General features: G+C 72.1%; 13 protein-coding genes. 7 read left to right on the plus strand and 6 right to left on the minus strand.

The annotated features are described in order from the left end of the window. Positions 1-157 precede the first annotated feature (157 nt). A complete protein-coding gene (locus ASG80_RS01495) occupies positions 158-2,797 on the plus strand; it encodes an AMP-binding protein (RefSeq protein WP_056727737.1) in 2,640 nt (879 codons plus the stop codon). Here ASG80_RS01495 and ASG80_RS01500 read toward each other — a convergent pair. The 3 genes from ASG80_RS01500 to ASG80_RS01510 all read right to left on the minus strand — a co-directional run bounded on the left by ASG80_RS01500 (position 2,763) and on the right by ASG80_RS01510 (position 6,459). Beyond that, positions 2,763-3,851: an ABC transporter ATP-binding protein gene (locus tag ASG80_RS01500; protein WP_056727740.1), complete on the minus strand. Its 1,089-nt coding sequence runs from the start codon at positions 3,849-3,851 to the stop codon at positions 2,763-2,765. The genes ASG80_RS01495 and ASG80_RS01500 overlap by 35 nt on opposite strands. Next, entirely contained in the window at positions 3,848-5,308 is a 1,461-nt protein-coding gene (locus ASG80_RS01505) for an iron ABC transporter permease (protein ID WP_056728456.1), read from the minus strand. The genes ASG80_RS01500 and ASG80_RS01505 overlap by 4 nt, the downstream gene beginning before the upstream one ends. A gap of 110 nt (positions 5,309-5,418) precedes the next feature. Continuing rightward, a complete protein-coding gene (locus ASG80_RS01510) occupies positions 5,419-6,459 on the minus strand; it encodes an iron ABC transporter substrate-binding protein (protein WP_056727742.1) in 1,041 nt (346 codons plus the stop codon). Between the two features lie 192 nt (positions 6,460-6,651). On the opposite strand from ASG80_RS01510, the gene efeU reads away from it, so the two are divergent. From efeU to efeB, 3 genes are read left to right on the plus strand one after another with little or no spacing between them, the layout of a single operon-like run. Continuing rightward, positions 6,652-7,533: an iron uptake transporter permease EfeU gene (efeU, locus tag ASG80_RS01515; protein ID WP_056727744.1), complete on the plus strand. Its 882-nt coding sequence runs from the start codon at positions 6,652-6,654 to the stop codon at positions 7,531-7,533. A 33-nt stretch (positions 7,534-7,566) separates the two neighbouring features. Further along, positions 7,567-8,772 (plus strand): iron uptake system protein EfeO, encoded by a 1,206-nt coding sequence (gene efeO / locus ASG80_RS01520; protein WP_056727746.1) that lies wholly within the window; start codon positions 7,567-7,569, stop codon positions 8,770-8,772. Next, a complete protein-coding gene (gene efeB, locus ASG80_RS01525) occupies positions 8,772-10,166 on the plus strand; it encodes an iron uptake transporter deferrochelatase/peroxidase subunit (protein ID WP_082589642.1) in 1,395 nt (464 codons plus the stop codon). The genes efeO and efeB overlap by 1 nt, the downstream gene beginning before the upstream one ends. An 83-nt stretch (positions 10,167-10,249) precedes the next feature. On the opposite strand, the gene ASG80_RS01530 is transcribed toward efeB, so the two are convergent. Beyond that, positions 10,250-10,675, minus strand: coding sequence for a VOC family protein (locus ASG80_RS01530; RefSeq protein WP_056727748.1), 426 nt, complete (start codon positions 10,673-10,675; stop codon positions 10,250-10,252). A gap of 172 nt (positions 10,676-10,847) precedes the next feature. On the opposite strand from ASG80_RS01530, the gene ASG80_RS01535 reads away from it, so the two are divergent. After that, complete coding sequence (locus tag ASG80_RS01535; protein WP_056727750.1) at positions 10,848-11,033, plus strand: hypothetical protein; 186 nt, start codon at positions 10,848-10,850, stop codon at positions 11,031-11,033. 69 nt (positions 11,034-11,102) lie between these two features. Here ASG80_RS01535 and ASG80_RS01540 read toward each other — a convergent pair whose 3' ends face one another. Together ASG80_RS01540 and ASG80_RS01545 are read right to left on the minus strand one after the other, a co-directional pair. Continuing rightward, positions 11,103-11,510, minus strand: a complete 408-nt coding sequence (locus ASG80_RS01540; protein ID WP_056727752.1) for a hypothetical protein — start codon at positions 11,508-11,510, stop codon at positions 11,103-11,105. Between the two features lie 87 nt (positions 11,511-11,597). Further along, entirely contained in the window at positions 11,598-13,043 is a 1,446-nt protein-coding gene (locus ASG80_RS01545) for a PLP-dependent aminotransferase family protein (protein WP_056727753.1), read from the minus strand. 87 nt (positions 13,044-13,130) lie between these two features. Between ASG80_RS01545 and ASG80_RS01550 the strand changes: the two genes are divergently transcribed. Both ASG80_RS01550 and ASG80_RS01555 read left to right on the plus strand, forming a co-directional pair. Continuing rightward, positions 13,131-13,811, plus strand: a complete 681-nt coding sequence (locus ASG80_RS01550; RefSeq protein ID WP_200952485.1) for a pyridoxamine 5'-phosphate oxidase family protein — start codon at positions 13,131-13,133, stop codon at positions 13,809-13,811. Between the two features lie 345 nt (positions 13,812-14,156). Next, positions 14,157-14,345 (plus strand): hypothetical protein, encoded by a 189-nt coding sequence (locus tag ASG80_RS01555; RefSeq protein ID WP_056727755.1) that lies wholly within the window; start codon positions 14,157-14,159, stop codon positions 14,343-14,345. The last annotated feature ends 4 nt before the right edge of the window (positions 14,346-14,349 follow it).

The following is a 14,349-nucleotide window of genomic DNA, read 5'->3' on the forward strand; positions in this document are numbered from 1 at the left end:
CGCCGACGCAGGCGTGCGTGACGCCACTGGCCGGTTACGCGGATGAAGCGGAGCCGGGCATCCGGTTCGCGTGCGAAGTGCAGTTAGGTTAGCCTTCTCTCACTTCCCCGACGACGCCTGCGTCGACGAACCCCCCCCGACATCCCGGAGGCGAAGCGTGCCCATCACCCGCTCGCTCGAGACGACCGCGCTGCGGCTGGCGCGCGGCGGCGCCTCCGAGACGGCGCTGCTCACCGGTGACGCGGCGCTCGACTACGGCGACCTGCGGGACCGCATCGACGCCCGCAGGAGCGAACTCGGGCCCACCCGCCGGCTGGTGATGATCGCCGGCGCGAACGAGGTCGAGCCGATCGTGACGTACCTCGCCGCGCTCGAGGGCGGACATCCGGTGCTCTTCGTCGACGGCGACCGCACCCGCGCCGGGGGCGCCGAGCACCGCGACGGCCTCGTCGAGCGGTTCGACCCCGACGTCGTCGCAGCCGACGACGGGGAGTGGGAGCTCGTCGAGCGCCGCGCCGGTACCCGGCACGAGCTGCACCCCGATCTCGCGCTGCTCGCGAGCACGTCGGGGTCGACGGGATCGCCGAAGCTCGTGCGGCTGAGCCGCGACAACCTGCAGAGCAACGCCGTCGCGATCGGCGACTACCTCAACCTCGGTGAGGGCGATCGCGCTGCGACGACGCTGCCGCTGCACTACTGCTACGGACTCTCGGTCGTGAACAGCCACCTCGTCGCCGGCGGCAGCCTGCTGCTGACCTCTCGCTCCGTCGTGGAGGAGCCGTTCTGGGAGGAGTTCGGGACGGCCGGAGCGACGTCGTTCGCCGGGGTCCCGTACACCTTCGACCTCCTCGAGGCGAGCGGCTTCGAGCGCCGGGCGATTCCGAGCCTGCGATACGTCACCCAGGCCGGTGGCCGCCTCCACCCCGATCGCGTGCGTCGCTTCGCCGCGCTCGGGCGGGAGCGGGGCTTCGAGTTCACCGTCATGTACGGGCAGACCGAGGCGACGGCACGCATGGCCTACCTGCCGCCACGGCTCGCCGAGACCGCGGCGGGGGCGATCGGCATCCCGATCCCGGGCGGCCGGTTCCGCATCGACGGGCCGTCAGCCGAGGGCGTCGGCGAACTCGTGTACGACGGGCCGAACGTCATGATGGGCTATGCGACCGAGCCTGCCGACTTCGCATCCGGTCGCATCGTCGACGAGCTCCGCACCGGGGACCTCGCCCGTCGGCGCCCCGACGGGCTCTTCGAGATCGTCGGCCGTGCGAACCGGTTCGTGAAGGTGTTCGGGCTTCGCATCGACCTCGACCGCGTCGAGCGCCTGTTCGATGAGCACGACGTGCCGGTGCGCGCAGCGAGCGCCGACGAGCGCCTGCTGCTGTTCGTCACGGCCGACCGGCTCGTCGATCGCGCCCGCGAACGCGCGATGGAGATCACCCGCCTGCCCGCCCACGTCATACGGGTGCACGCCGTCGCCGAGTTCCCGCGCACGGCCAGCGGCAAGCCCGACACGGCGGCGCTCGTGCGATACGCCGCCGAGCTCGAGGCCGCGCAGGCCGGCGTTTCGCGCGGCGACGGCGTCACGCCCGAGACGATCCGGGCCCTCTACGCCGAGCTGCTCGGTCGGCCCGACACCGAGGCCGACGACTCGTTCGCGGGTCTCGGCGGCGATTCGCTCAGCTACGTCGAGGTGTCGCTGCGGCTCGAGGAGCTGCTCGGAGCGCTGCCCCGCGAGTGGCCGTCGATGTCGGTGCGCGAGCTCGCCGAGCTGGGCGCACCCGCTACGCCCGCGGCATCCGAGCGGCCGGCCGTCGATGCCTCCGAGGCGGCATCCGACGAGGCCGCGCCGACCGTCGCGCCGGCCGTCCGCTCGCGCAGGTGGATGCCCCGCGTCGAGACTCCCGCGGTCCTGCGAGCCCTGGCGATCGTGCTCATCGTCGGCACGCACGCCAACCTCTTCGACCTCAAGGGCGGCGCCCACCTGCTGCTGGCGGTCGCCGGGTACAACCTGGCCCGCTTCCAGCTGGCGGATGTCGCGGGCCGCCACCGATCGCTCGGCATCCTGAAGAGCACCGCCCAGGTCGTCGTCCCTGCGGTGATCTGGATCGGCGCGGTGGCCCTCGTGACCGGGGGATACCGACCCGCGACGGTGCTGCTGGTCAACAACTTCGGCGGCGACGCTGCGTGGAGCGTGCACTGGCAATTCTGGTTCATCGAAGCCGTGACGTGGACGATGCTCGTGCTCGCCGCAGTGTTCGCGATCCCGCACGTCGACCGGCTCGAGCGCCGGTATCCGTTCGGCTTCGCCTTCGGCGTGCTCGGTGCGGCGCTCACTGCCCGGGTGGCGTTCCTCGGGGGCGTCGAGGCCCATGCGACCGAGCGCTACACGACGCTCATGGTCGTGTGGTGCATCGCGCTCGGCTGGCTCGTCGCCCGCTCGGGCACGCTGCGCCAGCGCCTGGTGACCTCGGCCGTCGCGTGCGTCGCGGTGCCAGGCTTCTTCGGAACCCCGTCGCGCGAGGCGATCGTGCTCGTCGGCATCCTCGTGCTGCTCTGGTTCCCGACGCTGCCCGTGTTGCGACCGCTGGTGCCCGTCGTCGGCGTGCTCGCGGGCGCGTCGATGTTCATCTACCTGACCCACTGGCAGGTCTACCCGCCGCTCGAGGACCACGTGCCGTGGCTCGCCACCCTGCTCTCGCTCGCGGTCGGCGTCGCGGTGTGGAAGGCGTACACGTTCGTGGTCGCCCGCGCGGGGCGCGCGATCAGGCGCCGGGCGTCAGCGAGGGTGCAGACGTGATCGGCGCGCTCGGCGCGTCCGCCGGATAGAGCACCGCGCCGCCGTCGACGCGCACGGTCACGTGGGACCCGGGCCGAAGTCCGGCGATCTCGTGATGGGGCAGCCGGAGCTCGATCCTCCGGGCCTCGACGCCGGCGAGGAGCACCACCTCGACCGCCGCGCCCATCGGGCGGAGCGTCTCCACAACGGCATTCGGCTCCACGGCGTCCGCGCCGACCTCGAGCTGGGCGGGGCGCACCATCGCGAGCGCGCTCGCAGACTCGCCACTGCGGTCATGGCGAACCGGGATCCGGCCGAGGGCGCATTCGGCGCAGCCCTCGCCCCGAGAGGCGGGCAGCAGCACGGCCGCGCCGAGGAACGCCGCGATGTCGGGAGTCTCGGGGTTGTCGAAGACGGCGGACGGCACCCCGGCCTGGGCGAGGCGTCCGTCGACCATCACGCCGATCGCGTGGCCGAACGTCAGTGCCTCGTCCTGATCGTGCGTGACGAGCACCGCGGTGGTGCCGCTGCGCTCGAGTGCATCGATCACCGCACGCCGGGTCTGTTCGCGGAGGCCGGTGTCGAGGGCGCTGAAGGGCTCGTCGAGCAGGATGATGCCGGGACGTGGTGCCAGCGCCCGGGCGAGCGCCACCCGCTGCTGCTGGCCGCCCGACAGCTGGTGGGGGAAGCGTGCCGCCAGCACGGGGTCCAGGGACGCGAGCTCCATCACCTCGCGCACTCGCGCGGCCCGGTCGCCCCGGCGCGGCAGGCCGAAGGCGATGTTGGCCGCGGTCGTGAGGTGCGGGAACAGCGCGCCGTCCTGCGCGACGTATCCGATGCCGCGTCGGTGCGCCGGCACCGACGAGCCCCGGGTCGAGAGCACCCGGTCGCCGAGCAGGATGCTCCCGTCATCCGGCTGCTCGAACCCGGCGATGAGGCGCAGCAACGTGCTCTTGCCGCTGCCGGATGCCCCGACGATGGCGGTGCGCGAGCCCTGTGGCACCTCGAGTGAGATGTCGTCGAGCACCGGGGTGGAGCCGAACGCCTTCGAGACGCCCGAGACGGTGAGCTTCATCGGGTTCGACCTCCCAGGGTCTGGGTGAACATGAGGACGACCGCGGGGATCGAGAGCAGGATGAGCAGCAGGGCGTAGGGCGCCGCGCCCGTGTAGTCGATCGACGACGCGGCCGACCAGAATTGCGTGGCGAGCGTGCGCGTGCCGGTCGGTGCGAGCAGCAGCGTCGCGGTGAGCTCGTTCGCGGCGCCGAGGGCGACGAGGGCGCCGCCCGCGGCGATGGCCGGGGCGAGCAGCGGCGCGGTGACGCGCAGGCGGGCGGCGACCGGAGAGGAGCCGAGCGAACGGGCCGCCTCCTCGAGCGACTCGGGCACCTGCGCGATGCCCGCCCGTAGCGACACGAGGGCCCGTGGGAGGAAGATCACCACGTACGCCGCCATCACGGTGACGACCGTCTGGTAGAGCGGCGGCACGAGGCGAAGCGTCACCGTGACGAGCGCGAGCGCCACGATGATCGCGGGAAGGCTGCTCGCGACGTAGTACGGCGCCTCGAGCGCGCGGCTGGTGCGGCCGGGATAGCGCCCGGAGAGCCACGCGACGGGGAAGGCGACGAGGAGGGCGCCGATGGCGCCGCCGATCGCGAGCAGCACGGTCTGCACGATCGCGGACGGCATCTCGGCGAACGCCGCGGCATCCGAGCCGGCGAGCCAGCGCAGGACGCTGGCCAGGGGCACGACCGTGGCGGCGATGCCGAGCGCAGCGAGCGCGGCGAGCGCGAGCGGCTTGGCCCGACCGAGTGCGATCGGCACCGGCGGATGCGGGCTGCCGCTGCCGACGCGGGCGTAGCGGCCCCGGCCGCGCGCGGCCGCCTCGATCACGAGGAGCACGAGGCACAGCGACGCGAGGACCACCCCGAGCGCGGCAGCCGACGAGCCGGCGAACGTGGACTGGTAGGCGACCACGATCGCCGTGGTGAACGTGTCGAACCGGATGAATGCGAACGCGCCGTACTCGGCGAGCAGGTGCAGGGCGACCACGAGTCCGCCGCCGAGCACGGCGAGTCGGAGCTGCGGGAGGACGACCCGAGCGAAGACCGACCAGGAGCCGAGGCCGAGCGCACGCGCGGACTCCTCGAGCGCCGGGTCGAGCCCGCGGATCGTGGCGAGCGCCGGGAGGTACACGAGCGGGAAGTACGCGAGTGTCGCCACGAGCAGCCCCCCGCCGAGCCCGTGGATCGACGGGATCGCACTGGCCCACCCGTAGCTCGACACGAACGCCGGGATCGCGAGCGGCGTCACGAGCAGCACGGCGAAGAACCGGCGGCCGGGCAGGTCGGTGCGCTCGACGAGCCATGCGCCGCCGACGCCGAGCACGATCGTCGCCGGCACGCCGAGCACGAGGAGGAGCACGGTGTTGAGCAGCAGCTCGCCGACGCGCGGCCGGAAGATCAGCGGCTGCAGGGCGTCCCAGCCGATCTCGAACACGGTGGCGACGACGTAGCCGACCGGGATGAGCATGAAGACGGCGAGCACGGCCACGATGGCGACGAGCGCGACCGACGGTCGCCGGCCGGTCGCAGCAATCGTCCGGCCCGCTGCGCGGGTCGGGTTCGTGATCGCCGTCGGGGTCAGAGCAGGCCCGCGTTCGTCATGAGGTCGATGACCTCGGGTCCGTTGAGCGTCGACAGGTCGACCACCGGGGCGTCGAGGGTGTCGAGCGGAGGGAGCGGGTTCTTCGCGGGGACGCCGCTCGCGACCGGGTACTCGAAGCTGTAGCCCTCGCCGAGGATCTGCTGGCCTGCGGCGCCGGCGAGGAACGCGAGGAACTGCTGGGCCTCGTCCTGGTGCGCGCTCGCCTTCAGCACGCCGCCGCCCGAGACGCTGACGAAGGCGCCCGGGTCCTGGTTGCCGAAGTAGTGGAGCTTCGTGTTCGCGCTGTTCTCACCAGTGCCGTCCTGGTCGCGGAACCAGTAGTAGTGGTAGATCACGCCGCCGGCCACCTCGCCGGCGTTGACGGCCTTCATCGTGGCGATGTTGTTCTGGTAGACGGTGGCGTTCTGCTTCATGCCGTCGAGCCACTCGGCCGTGGCGTCGGACCCGGTGAGCTCGAGCATCGCCGACACGATCGCCTGGAAGTCCGCTCCGCCGGGCGCGGCGCCCCAGCGGCCCTTCCACGCGTCACCCTGCAGGTCGAGCAGGGTCGGGGGCAGCTCGGCCTCGTCGAGGAGCTCGGGGTTGTAGACGAACACCGTGGAGCGTGCGGCGATGCCCGTCCACAGCCCGCTCGACGGGCGGTACTGCTCGGGCACGAGGTCGAGGGTCGACTGGTCGACGGGCGCGAGCAGCCCCGCGTTCTCGACGAGGGTCATCGCGGGGGAGTTCTCGGTGAGGAACACGTCGGCGCGTGACGCGCTGCCCTCCGTGACGAGCTGGTTGCCGAGCTCGCTGTCACCGCCGTTGCGCAGCACGACCTCGATGCCCGTCTCCTCGGTGAAAGCGGCCACCCATTCCTCGGTGAGCTGCTCGTGCTGGGCGTTGTAGACGACGAGCGCGTCGTCGGAGACGTCGGCCGACTCGCCGCCACCGGGCGCTCCCGCAGTGCACCCGGAGAGGGCGATCGCTGCGAGCGCGACGGGCACGATGGAAGTCAGGATTCGGCGGCGGCGCATGTGGCTCTCTCGGCTACGGGGCAGGAAAGGCTATCCTAACCGGACAAGCCGAGAGTAGCCGTGGCGATGACGTCGCACGACGGAGCACGGCGCAGCATGGCGGAGCACGGCGGATGCCACGGGGGATTCGTCACGGCAGAAGACTTAGGTTAGCCTTAGCTCAATTCACCCATCCGGTCCCGGGAGACGCCAGTGCTCGCCAACTACCTGATCGGCCTGCGCGAAGGCCTCGAAGCAGGACTCATCGTCGGCATCCTCGTCGCCTATCTCGGCAAGCTCGGCCGCCGCGACCTGCTCGGCCGGCTCTGGATCGGCATCGGCATCGCCATCGCGATCTCGCTCGGCGTCGGCGCCGCGCTCACGTGGGGACCGTATGCGCTCACGTTCCAGGCGCAGGAGATCCTCGGCGGCGCGCTCTCGCTCGTGGCCGTCGCGATGGTCACCTGGATGATCTTCTGGATGGGCACCCACGGCGCGGGCCTCTCGAGGGAGCTGCGCGGGCAGGTCGACGCCGCGATCGACCGTTCGTGGATCGCGATCGTCGTGCTCGGCGCCCTCTCGGTCGGCCGCGAGGGCATCGAGACCGCGCTGTTCGTGTGGGCGAACGTGTCGGGCGGCAGCGACCCAGTGGTCGGCACCACCGGCGCCCTGCTCGGCATCCTCACCGCCTTCGTGATCTCGTGGGGCATCTCGCGCGGGCTCGTGCGGTTCAACCTCTCGGTGTTCTTCACCTGGACGGGCCTGTTCCTCATCCTCGTGGCAGCGGGCGTGCTCGCCTACGGCATCGGCGACCTGCAGGAGGCATCCGTCATCCCGGGCTGGGGCACGCACGCCTATACCCTCGCGGGCGTCGTGCCCCCCGGGAGCTGGATCGACACCGTGCTCGGCGGCATCTTCAACTTCACGCCAGAGCCGACGTGGGCGCAGGTGATCGGGTGGCTCGCGTACGTCGCCGTGACCGTCACGCTCTACCTGCGGCTCCTGCACCGGCGCCGATCTCCTGCTGGTCGAGGAGCGAGCGCAGCGAGCGTATCGAGACCCGCCCCTGCCCCCGCCAGCTCCACGGCGAACTGACCCCACGCCCCCCACCCCGATCAGGAGCACTCCATGAACCGTCGTGCCCTCGCGGCATCCGCTGCCGTGACCGCACTGGCCCTCGCCCTCACCGGGTGCGTGGCGAAGAGCGACCTCGCCGAGGCGATCGGCGTCGACATCACGGACGACGGATGCGTCGTCGCGACGTCGACCGCGAACGCCGGCGCCGTGACGTTCTCGCTCACGAACCACGGCACGGAGGCGAACGAGTTCGAGATCCTCGCCGACGACCAGCTCCGCATCGTGGGCGAGAAGGAGAACGTCACCCCCGGCCAGCAGGTCGAGTTCGTGGCGCAGCTCGCGCCGGGCACGTACTACACCGCGTGCAAGTTCCAGCAGGTCGGGGCGCCGGTCGGGCTCTCCGAGTTCACCGTCACCGGCGAGGCGTCGGCAGTCTCGGCCGACGAGCAGGCGCTGGCCGAGCAGGCCGTCACCGAGTACGTCGCCTACGTGCGCTCGCAGGCCGCCGAGCTGCTGCCCGAGGTCGAGACCTTCGCCGCCGCGTACGCCGCCGGCGACGACGAGACCGCGCGCTCGCTCTTCGCCGCAACGCGCGTGCCTTACGAGCGCATCGAGCCGACCGCCGAGGCGTTCGGCGACCTCGACCCGAAGATCGACTTCCGTGAAGTCGACGCGGTCGCCGGCGGCCTCGACTGGACCGGATTCCACCGCATCGAGAAGGACCTCTGGCCGCCGGCGGCGGGCGACCTGAACTCCGACGGGCAGGATGCGCTCGCCGGCTGGGCGCCGTCGACCCCCGCGGAGCGGCAGGCGTTCGCCGACGGCATCGTGGCCGACGTCACCGAGCTGCGCGAGCTCGTGACCGCCGACGACTTCCAGGTGTCGCTCGCCGATATCTCCAACGGCGCGATCGCCCTGCTCGACGAGGTCGCGAGCGGCAAGATCACCGGCGAGGAGGACTGGTGGTCGGGCACCGACCTCTCCGACTTCGCCGCCAACGTGCAGGGTGCGGGCGTCGCGTTCGGCGCGGTCCGAGCGCTCGCCGAGTCGAAGGGCTCCGAGGGTGAGGAGCTCACGACGGAGATCGACGCGCAGTTCGCCTCGCTCGAGGTGGCCCTCGCCGCCTACGGCTCGCTCGACGCCGGCTTCGTCGACTACGCCACCCTGACGGACGCCGACAAGAAGGCGCTGTCCGACAAGGTCAACGCGCTCGCCGAGCCGCTCTCGCAGCTCACCGCCACGGTGCTGGGCGTCTGATGGCCGAGCAGACGCGAAATGAGGATGCGTACCTGCGGGTTGAGGAGGATGCGTACCTGCGGGTTGAGGAGGGCGCGCAGCTGCGGGTTGAGGAGGGCGCGCAGCGCCCGTCTCGAAACCCGGTGTCCTCGGGCGTCAGCCGCCGCCAACTGCTCGGGCTGTTCGGTGCGGGCGCGGCCGGCGCCGCCGTGGGTGCCGCTGCCGGGGCATCCGTCACCGCCGCGGTCGCCGCGGGCGCCACTGCAGCTTCGGGCGCCGCAGCATCCGCGTATCCCTTCTTCGGCATGCACCAGGCGGGCATCGTCACGCCCGCCCAGGACCGCCTGCACTTCGCCGCATTCGACGTGTCGGAGACGCTCGACCGAGACGGGCTCATCGGCCTGCTCACCGAGTGGACGGATGCCGCGGCGCGCCTGACCCAGGGCCTCGAGGTCGTCGAGGGCGGTGCCGTGGGCGGCTCCGATTACACGCCGCCCGTCGACACGGGCGAGGCGCTGGGCCTGCCCGCGGCCGGGCTCACGATCACGTTCGGCTTCGGCCCCGGCCTGTTCACGGATGCCTCCGGCGCCGACCGTTTCGGGCTCGCCTCCCGCCGGCCCGCGCAGCTCGAGGCGTTGCCGCGCTTCCAGGGCGATGCGCTGCAGGCTGAACGGAGCGGCGGCGACCTCTGCATCCAGGCCTGTGCGGACGACCCGCAGGTCGCGGTGCACGCGATCCGCAACCTCAGCCGCATCGCGTTCGGGCGCGCGACCCTCCGCTGGTCGCAGCTCGGCTTCGGCCGCACGTCGTCGACGTCCACCTCGCAGACGACGCCACGCAACCTCTTCGGCTTCAAGGACGGCACGGCGAACCTGAAGGCCGAGGACGGCGCCGTGCTCGACGAGCAGGTGTGGGTGCAGGCGGGCGACGAGCCCGCGTGGCTCGCAGGCGGCTCCTACCTCGTGGCCCGCCGCATCCGCATGATCATAGAGAACTGGGATCGCGTGCAGCTCGGGGAGCAGGAGATGCTCGTCGGCCGGTCGAAGGGCGAGGGCGCCCCGCTCTCGGGCGGCACCGAGTTCACCGAGCCCGACTTCACGGCGACCGGCGCAGCCGACAAGTCGCTCATCGACACGAACGCGCACGTGCGCCTCGCGCACCACTCCTCGAACAGCGGCGCACGTATGCTCCGGCGGGGATACAACTTCGTCGACGGCAACGACGAGCTCGGGCGGCTCGACGCGGGGCTGTTCTTCCTGTCGTTCCAGCGCTCGCCCGAGCAGTTCATCACGGTGCAGCGGAGCCTCGCGGCCGACGGGCTCAACGAGTACCTGAAGCACGTCGGGTCGGCGATCTTCGCCTTGCCGGGCGGTGTGCGCGAGGGCGAGTTCATGGGGCGGGCGCTCTTCGCCTGACCATGCGGGTCGCTGACTCCTGGTTCCGTCCTCGGGATCGGGATCGGGATCGGCGCTGCCATTCCCCGCGCGGCAAGCTCGCGTCAGCCGATCTGTTCGGCCAGGGCGACGATGATGCCCGCGGGGCCGCGGAGGTAGCAGAGCCGGAAGATGGTCTCGCACTGCGCCACCTCGCCGAGGAGCTCGGCGCCGTGGGGGCGCAGGCGAGCGATGGTGCCGTCGATGTCGTCGACGGCGAACATCACCCGATGCAGACCCAACGTGTTGGGCGGCGGATTCTCCGGCTCGGTGCCGGACGCCGCGGGGGTGTGGTACTTGGTCAGCTCCACCTTGCCGTGGCCCTCCGGGGTCCGCATCATCGCGATGTCGCTCCGGACGCCGTCGAGCCCGACGGTGCGGTCCGCCCAAAGACCTTCGATCGGCCCCTTGCCTTCCAGCTCCATGCCGAGTTCGGTGAAGAACGCGACAGCGGCATCCAGGTCGTCGACGACGATGGCGACGTTGTCCATCCGCTGAATAGCCATGTCTCCCACGGGATCGAGGACGGGCGGGTGCTGTTCGCCTGAGGTACTCAGGCCGCCAGTCGCGGCCGGGCGCGGCGAAATTAGGGCGATCGCCCGATGAGTGCCGGATGCCTCAGCGCGCACGCTGGGAGCATCAACCGGACCCCAGGAGGATCCCATGCAGCACTCGGCCGACTTCACGTCACTGCTCGGATACCAGGCCGACGTCGCCCGCGCCGAGCGGGAGATCGAGTTCCGCCGCGCCGCCGCAGAGCGGCGCGCGCTCGAGCCGGAGCCCGCGTCGGCCGCATCCGGCCTACGTCGCCGGCGCCAGCAGCGCACCACGCGGCTCGCGCTGCGGTGATCCGCACCCATGCCGCCGCCTCGCCGTGACGCTGCGCACTCGCCCCGATCTCGGAGGGCGACGAGCAGCTCACTCCTCCTCGATCTCCGCGACCTCCCACCGGTCGTCGCCGAGCGGGCGAAGCACGCCCCGAACCCGCTCCCCGTCGCGCACGGCCTGCCACGCGAGCGGCGCCAGGGTGTTCCCGGCGAGCTGCATGCTGCCGCTGAAGGTCGGCGTCTCGTAGCCGAGCGAGATGAGGGCGTCGGCGCGTTGCCGGGAGTCCCAGATCCCCGAGAGCGACCAGGTCATCGCCACGATGGCGAGCGCCGCGACGAGGAACATGACGTAGCCCGATTCCCGCATCGGCTTCGACCCGTACCTCGTGCCGACCACCGACGCGGCGATACCGACGACGGCCAGGATTCCGGGGAAGATCAGCGGCCACGGGCTCCACGGCTCGATCACCACCACCTCGCCGATCGCCTCCGCGAGCATCGGGACCCCGCCCTCGTCGTCCGGAATGGTCCGTCCACATGCTCCTCCTCACGGCGGGGGGCGACAAGGGCGCGCACGCCCCGTGGATCACACCACCGCGAGGATCGCCGCTCGGATCCGCGCAAGCCCTTCCGCGAGCTGCGTGTCGCCGGGCCCCGCGTAGCCGAACACGATGCCCGGCTCCTCGTCGCCCGGCACGGCCGAGTAGTCGCCGAGGCTCGCGACCGCGATGCCCTCGGCGGCGAGTCCCGCCACCACCGCAGCGGATGCCGCGTGGCCGGGCAGTCGCACCACGGCGTGCAGCCCGCCGTCGAGCCCCGAGAGCGGCGCTCCGGGGATCCCGTCGAGCGCGTCGAGCACCAGCCGTCGGCGGTGCGCGTAGTCGCGGCGGGTCACGGCGATGTGCCGTCGCACGGCGCCGCTCGCGAGCAGGGCGGCCGCGGCATCCTGCACGACCCCAGGCACTGGGCACGGCTCGTCGGCCCGGATGTCGTCGATCGCCTCGCGCAACGCCTGGCTCTGCGGAAGCACGAGGTAGCCGAGCCGCAGCCACGGGGTGAGCACCTTCGAGAAGCTCCCGACCAGCACGACGCCGCCGCCGTCGTCGAGCGAAGCGAGGGCGGGCAGGGGAGGCCCGAGGTGGCGGAACTCGCTGTCGTAGTCGTCCTCGATGACGACCGCGCCGGCGCTGCCGGCCCACTCGAGCAGCTCGAGCCTGGCCGCGACCGGCAGCCGGCCGCCGAGGGGGTACTGGTGGCTCGGGGTCACCATGACCGCATCGGGCACCTGCGGCATCCGTCGCAGGGCGTCGACGACGAGCCCGTCGGCGTCGACCGCGACGGGCGCGGTGCGCGCGCCGCGACGCTCCAGCGTGCGCCGCGCCGACGGATAGCCGGGGTGCTCCACCGCGATCACGGGAGCGCGACCGACGATGGAAGTGAGAGCGGATGCCGCGAGCCCGACCGCCTCGCTGGTGCCCGCCGTGACGACCACGTCGTCGGCATCGCACGCGACCCCGCGGGCATGGCGCAGGTGGTCGGCGATCTCCTCGCGCAGGTGTCGCACGCCGAAGGGGGGCGGCGAGTTCGACGGGATGTCGAGGGCTGCGGCCTGTCGCCACGCCGCCCGCCAGGCACGCGTGTCGATGCGCGCGGTCGACGGCCGGCCGGGCAGCAGGTCGATGCGCGGCGCGACGGACTCGGGCGGGACCCCGACCGCCGGGGCGTGCGCTCGTGCGGCGCCACGGTGGTGCCCGGATCTCTCGTGCCCGTGCGCGTGAGCGTGGTCGAGCTCGGCGACGCGGGTCGGCGCGCCCTGGCGCATCTCGAGGTAGCCCTCGCCGGCGAGCTGCTCGTAGGCGGCCACGACGGCGCTGCGCGAGACGCCGAGCTCGGCCGCGAGCGCGCGCGTCGAGGGCACGGGGTCGCCCTGCCGGAGCGCACCGTCGAGGATGCCGCGCCGAAGTCCATCGACGAGCTGCTCGCCGACGCGGCGTCCGCCGCCGCGGTCGATGACGAGGATCGGTCCGTCCACTTCGTCCTCCAACCTGCTCGACTGGACTGCCGGATGCTGCGAGAACTGGACTGCGCGGCGAACCAGTGTGCTCGCGAGACTAGCAGCGTGACCCTGACGAACACCACCGCCCCCCGCCGCATCCGCCGACTCGCCGAGCGGCAGACCACCGACCGCGACGCGCTCTTCGCGCTGCTCGACGGGGAGCTCGTCGGCCATCTCGCGGCCGTCGTCGACGGCCAGCCCGTCATCGTGCCGATGGGCTATGCACGGGACGGCGACCATGTGCTCGTTCACGGCTCGACCGGCGGCGGATTCGCCCTTCGGGCGGCGGCCGAGCGAGCTACCGTCGCCTTCTCGGTGACGGCGCTAGACGGCCTCGTGTTCGCCCGCTCGCTCTTCGACAGCTCGATGAACTACCGCAGCGCCGTCGTCTACGGCGTGCTCGAACCGGTCGACGACGAGCAGTCGGAGGCCGCGCTCCTCGCGCTCTCCGACCGGCTCATGCCGGGTCGGGCCGCCGAGGTGCGCGCCATCACCCGCAAGGAGGCCGCGGCGACCCGCGTGCTGCGCCTCGCCCTCGATGACGTCGTCATGAAGGCACGTGCCGCCGGGGCATCCGAGGACCTCGACGACGGCGAGGACCACTCGGTCTGGGCCGGCGTCGTGCCGCTCGTGCGCACCTGGGGTGCGCCCGTCCCGTCCCGATCGACCCCAGCGCATACCCCGACCCCGGATTCGGTGGTCGCACTGACGACGGGCTCCCTCGCGGAGCACAGACTTCCCTGATGGAAAGGAGGTGCGCGATGTTCGCGACCATGCTCGTGCTCGGACTGTTCGCCGCTACGGCGATCACGACCGCGCTCGTGCAGTTCCGACGTGACGGCTACCGCCGTACGCCGACCATGCTGCACTGAGTCGATACGACCCGACGAACGAACGCGCCCCCGCTCGACGCCCACCGTCGATCGGCACGTCCGGGCCCCCTTCCGGCCCGGACGGCTCAGGCACCTGAGGTGCCGTGAGCACACCCCTGCCCGGAAATAGGGCGATCGCCCGATGGGGCGGAGGTGCCTTAGCGAGCACGCTGAAGGCATCCGATGGAACCCGTCGGACCGTTCATCAGGAGGAATCATGCAGTTCTCTGCGGACTTCGTCGCACTCGGGATGCACCAGGCCGACGTGTTGCGCGCCGAGCGCGAGATCGGTCGTCGCATGAGTGCCGAGGAGCGCGGCTCGGATGACACCGGGGCGTCGCCTGAGCCGTCCATGCACCGCCGCCACCGCGCGCACCGCCGCACGCCGCAGCTCGCCCTGCGGTGAGCAC

This window comes from Agromyces sp. Soil535, from assembly GCF_001428255.1.
Taxonomy (GTDB): domain Bacteria; phylum Actinomycetota; class Actinomycetes; order Actinomycetales; family Microbacteriaceae; genus Agromyces.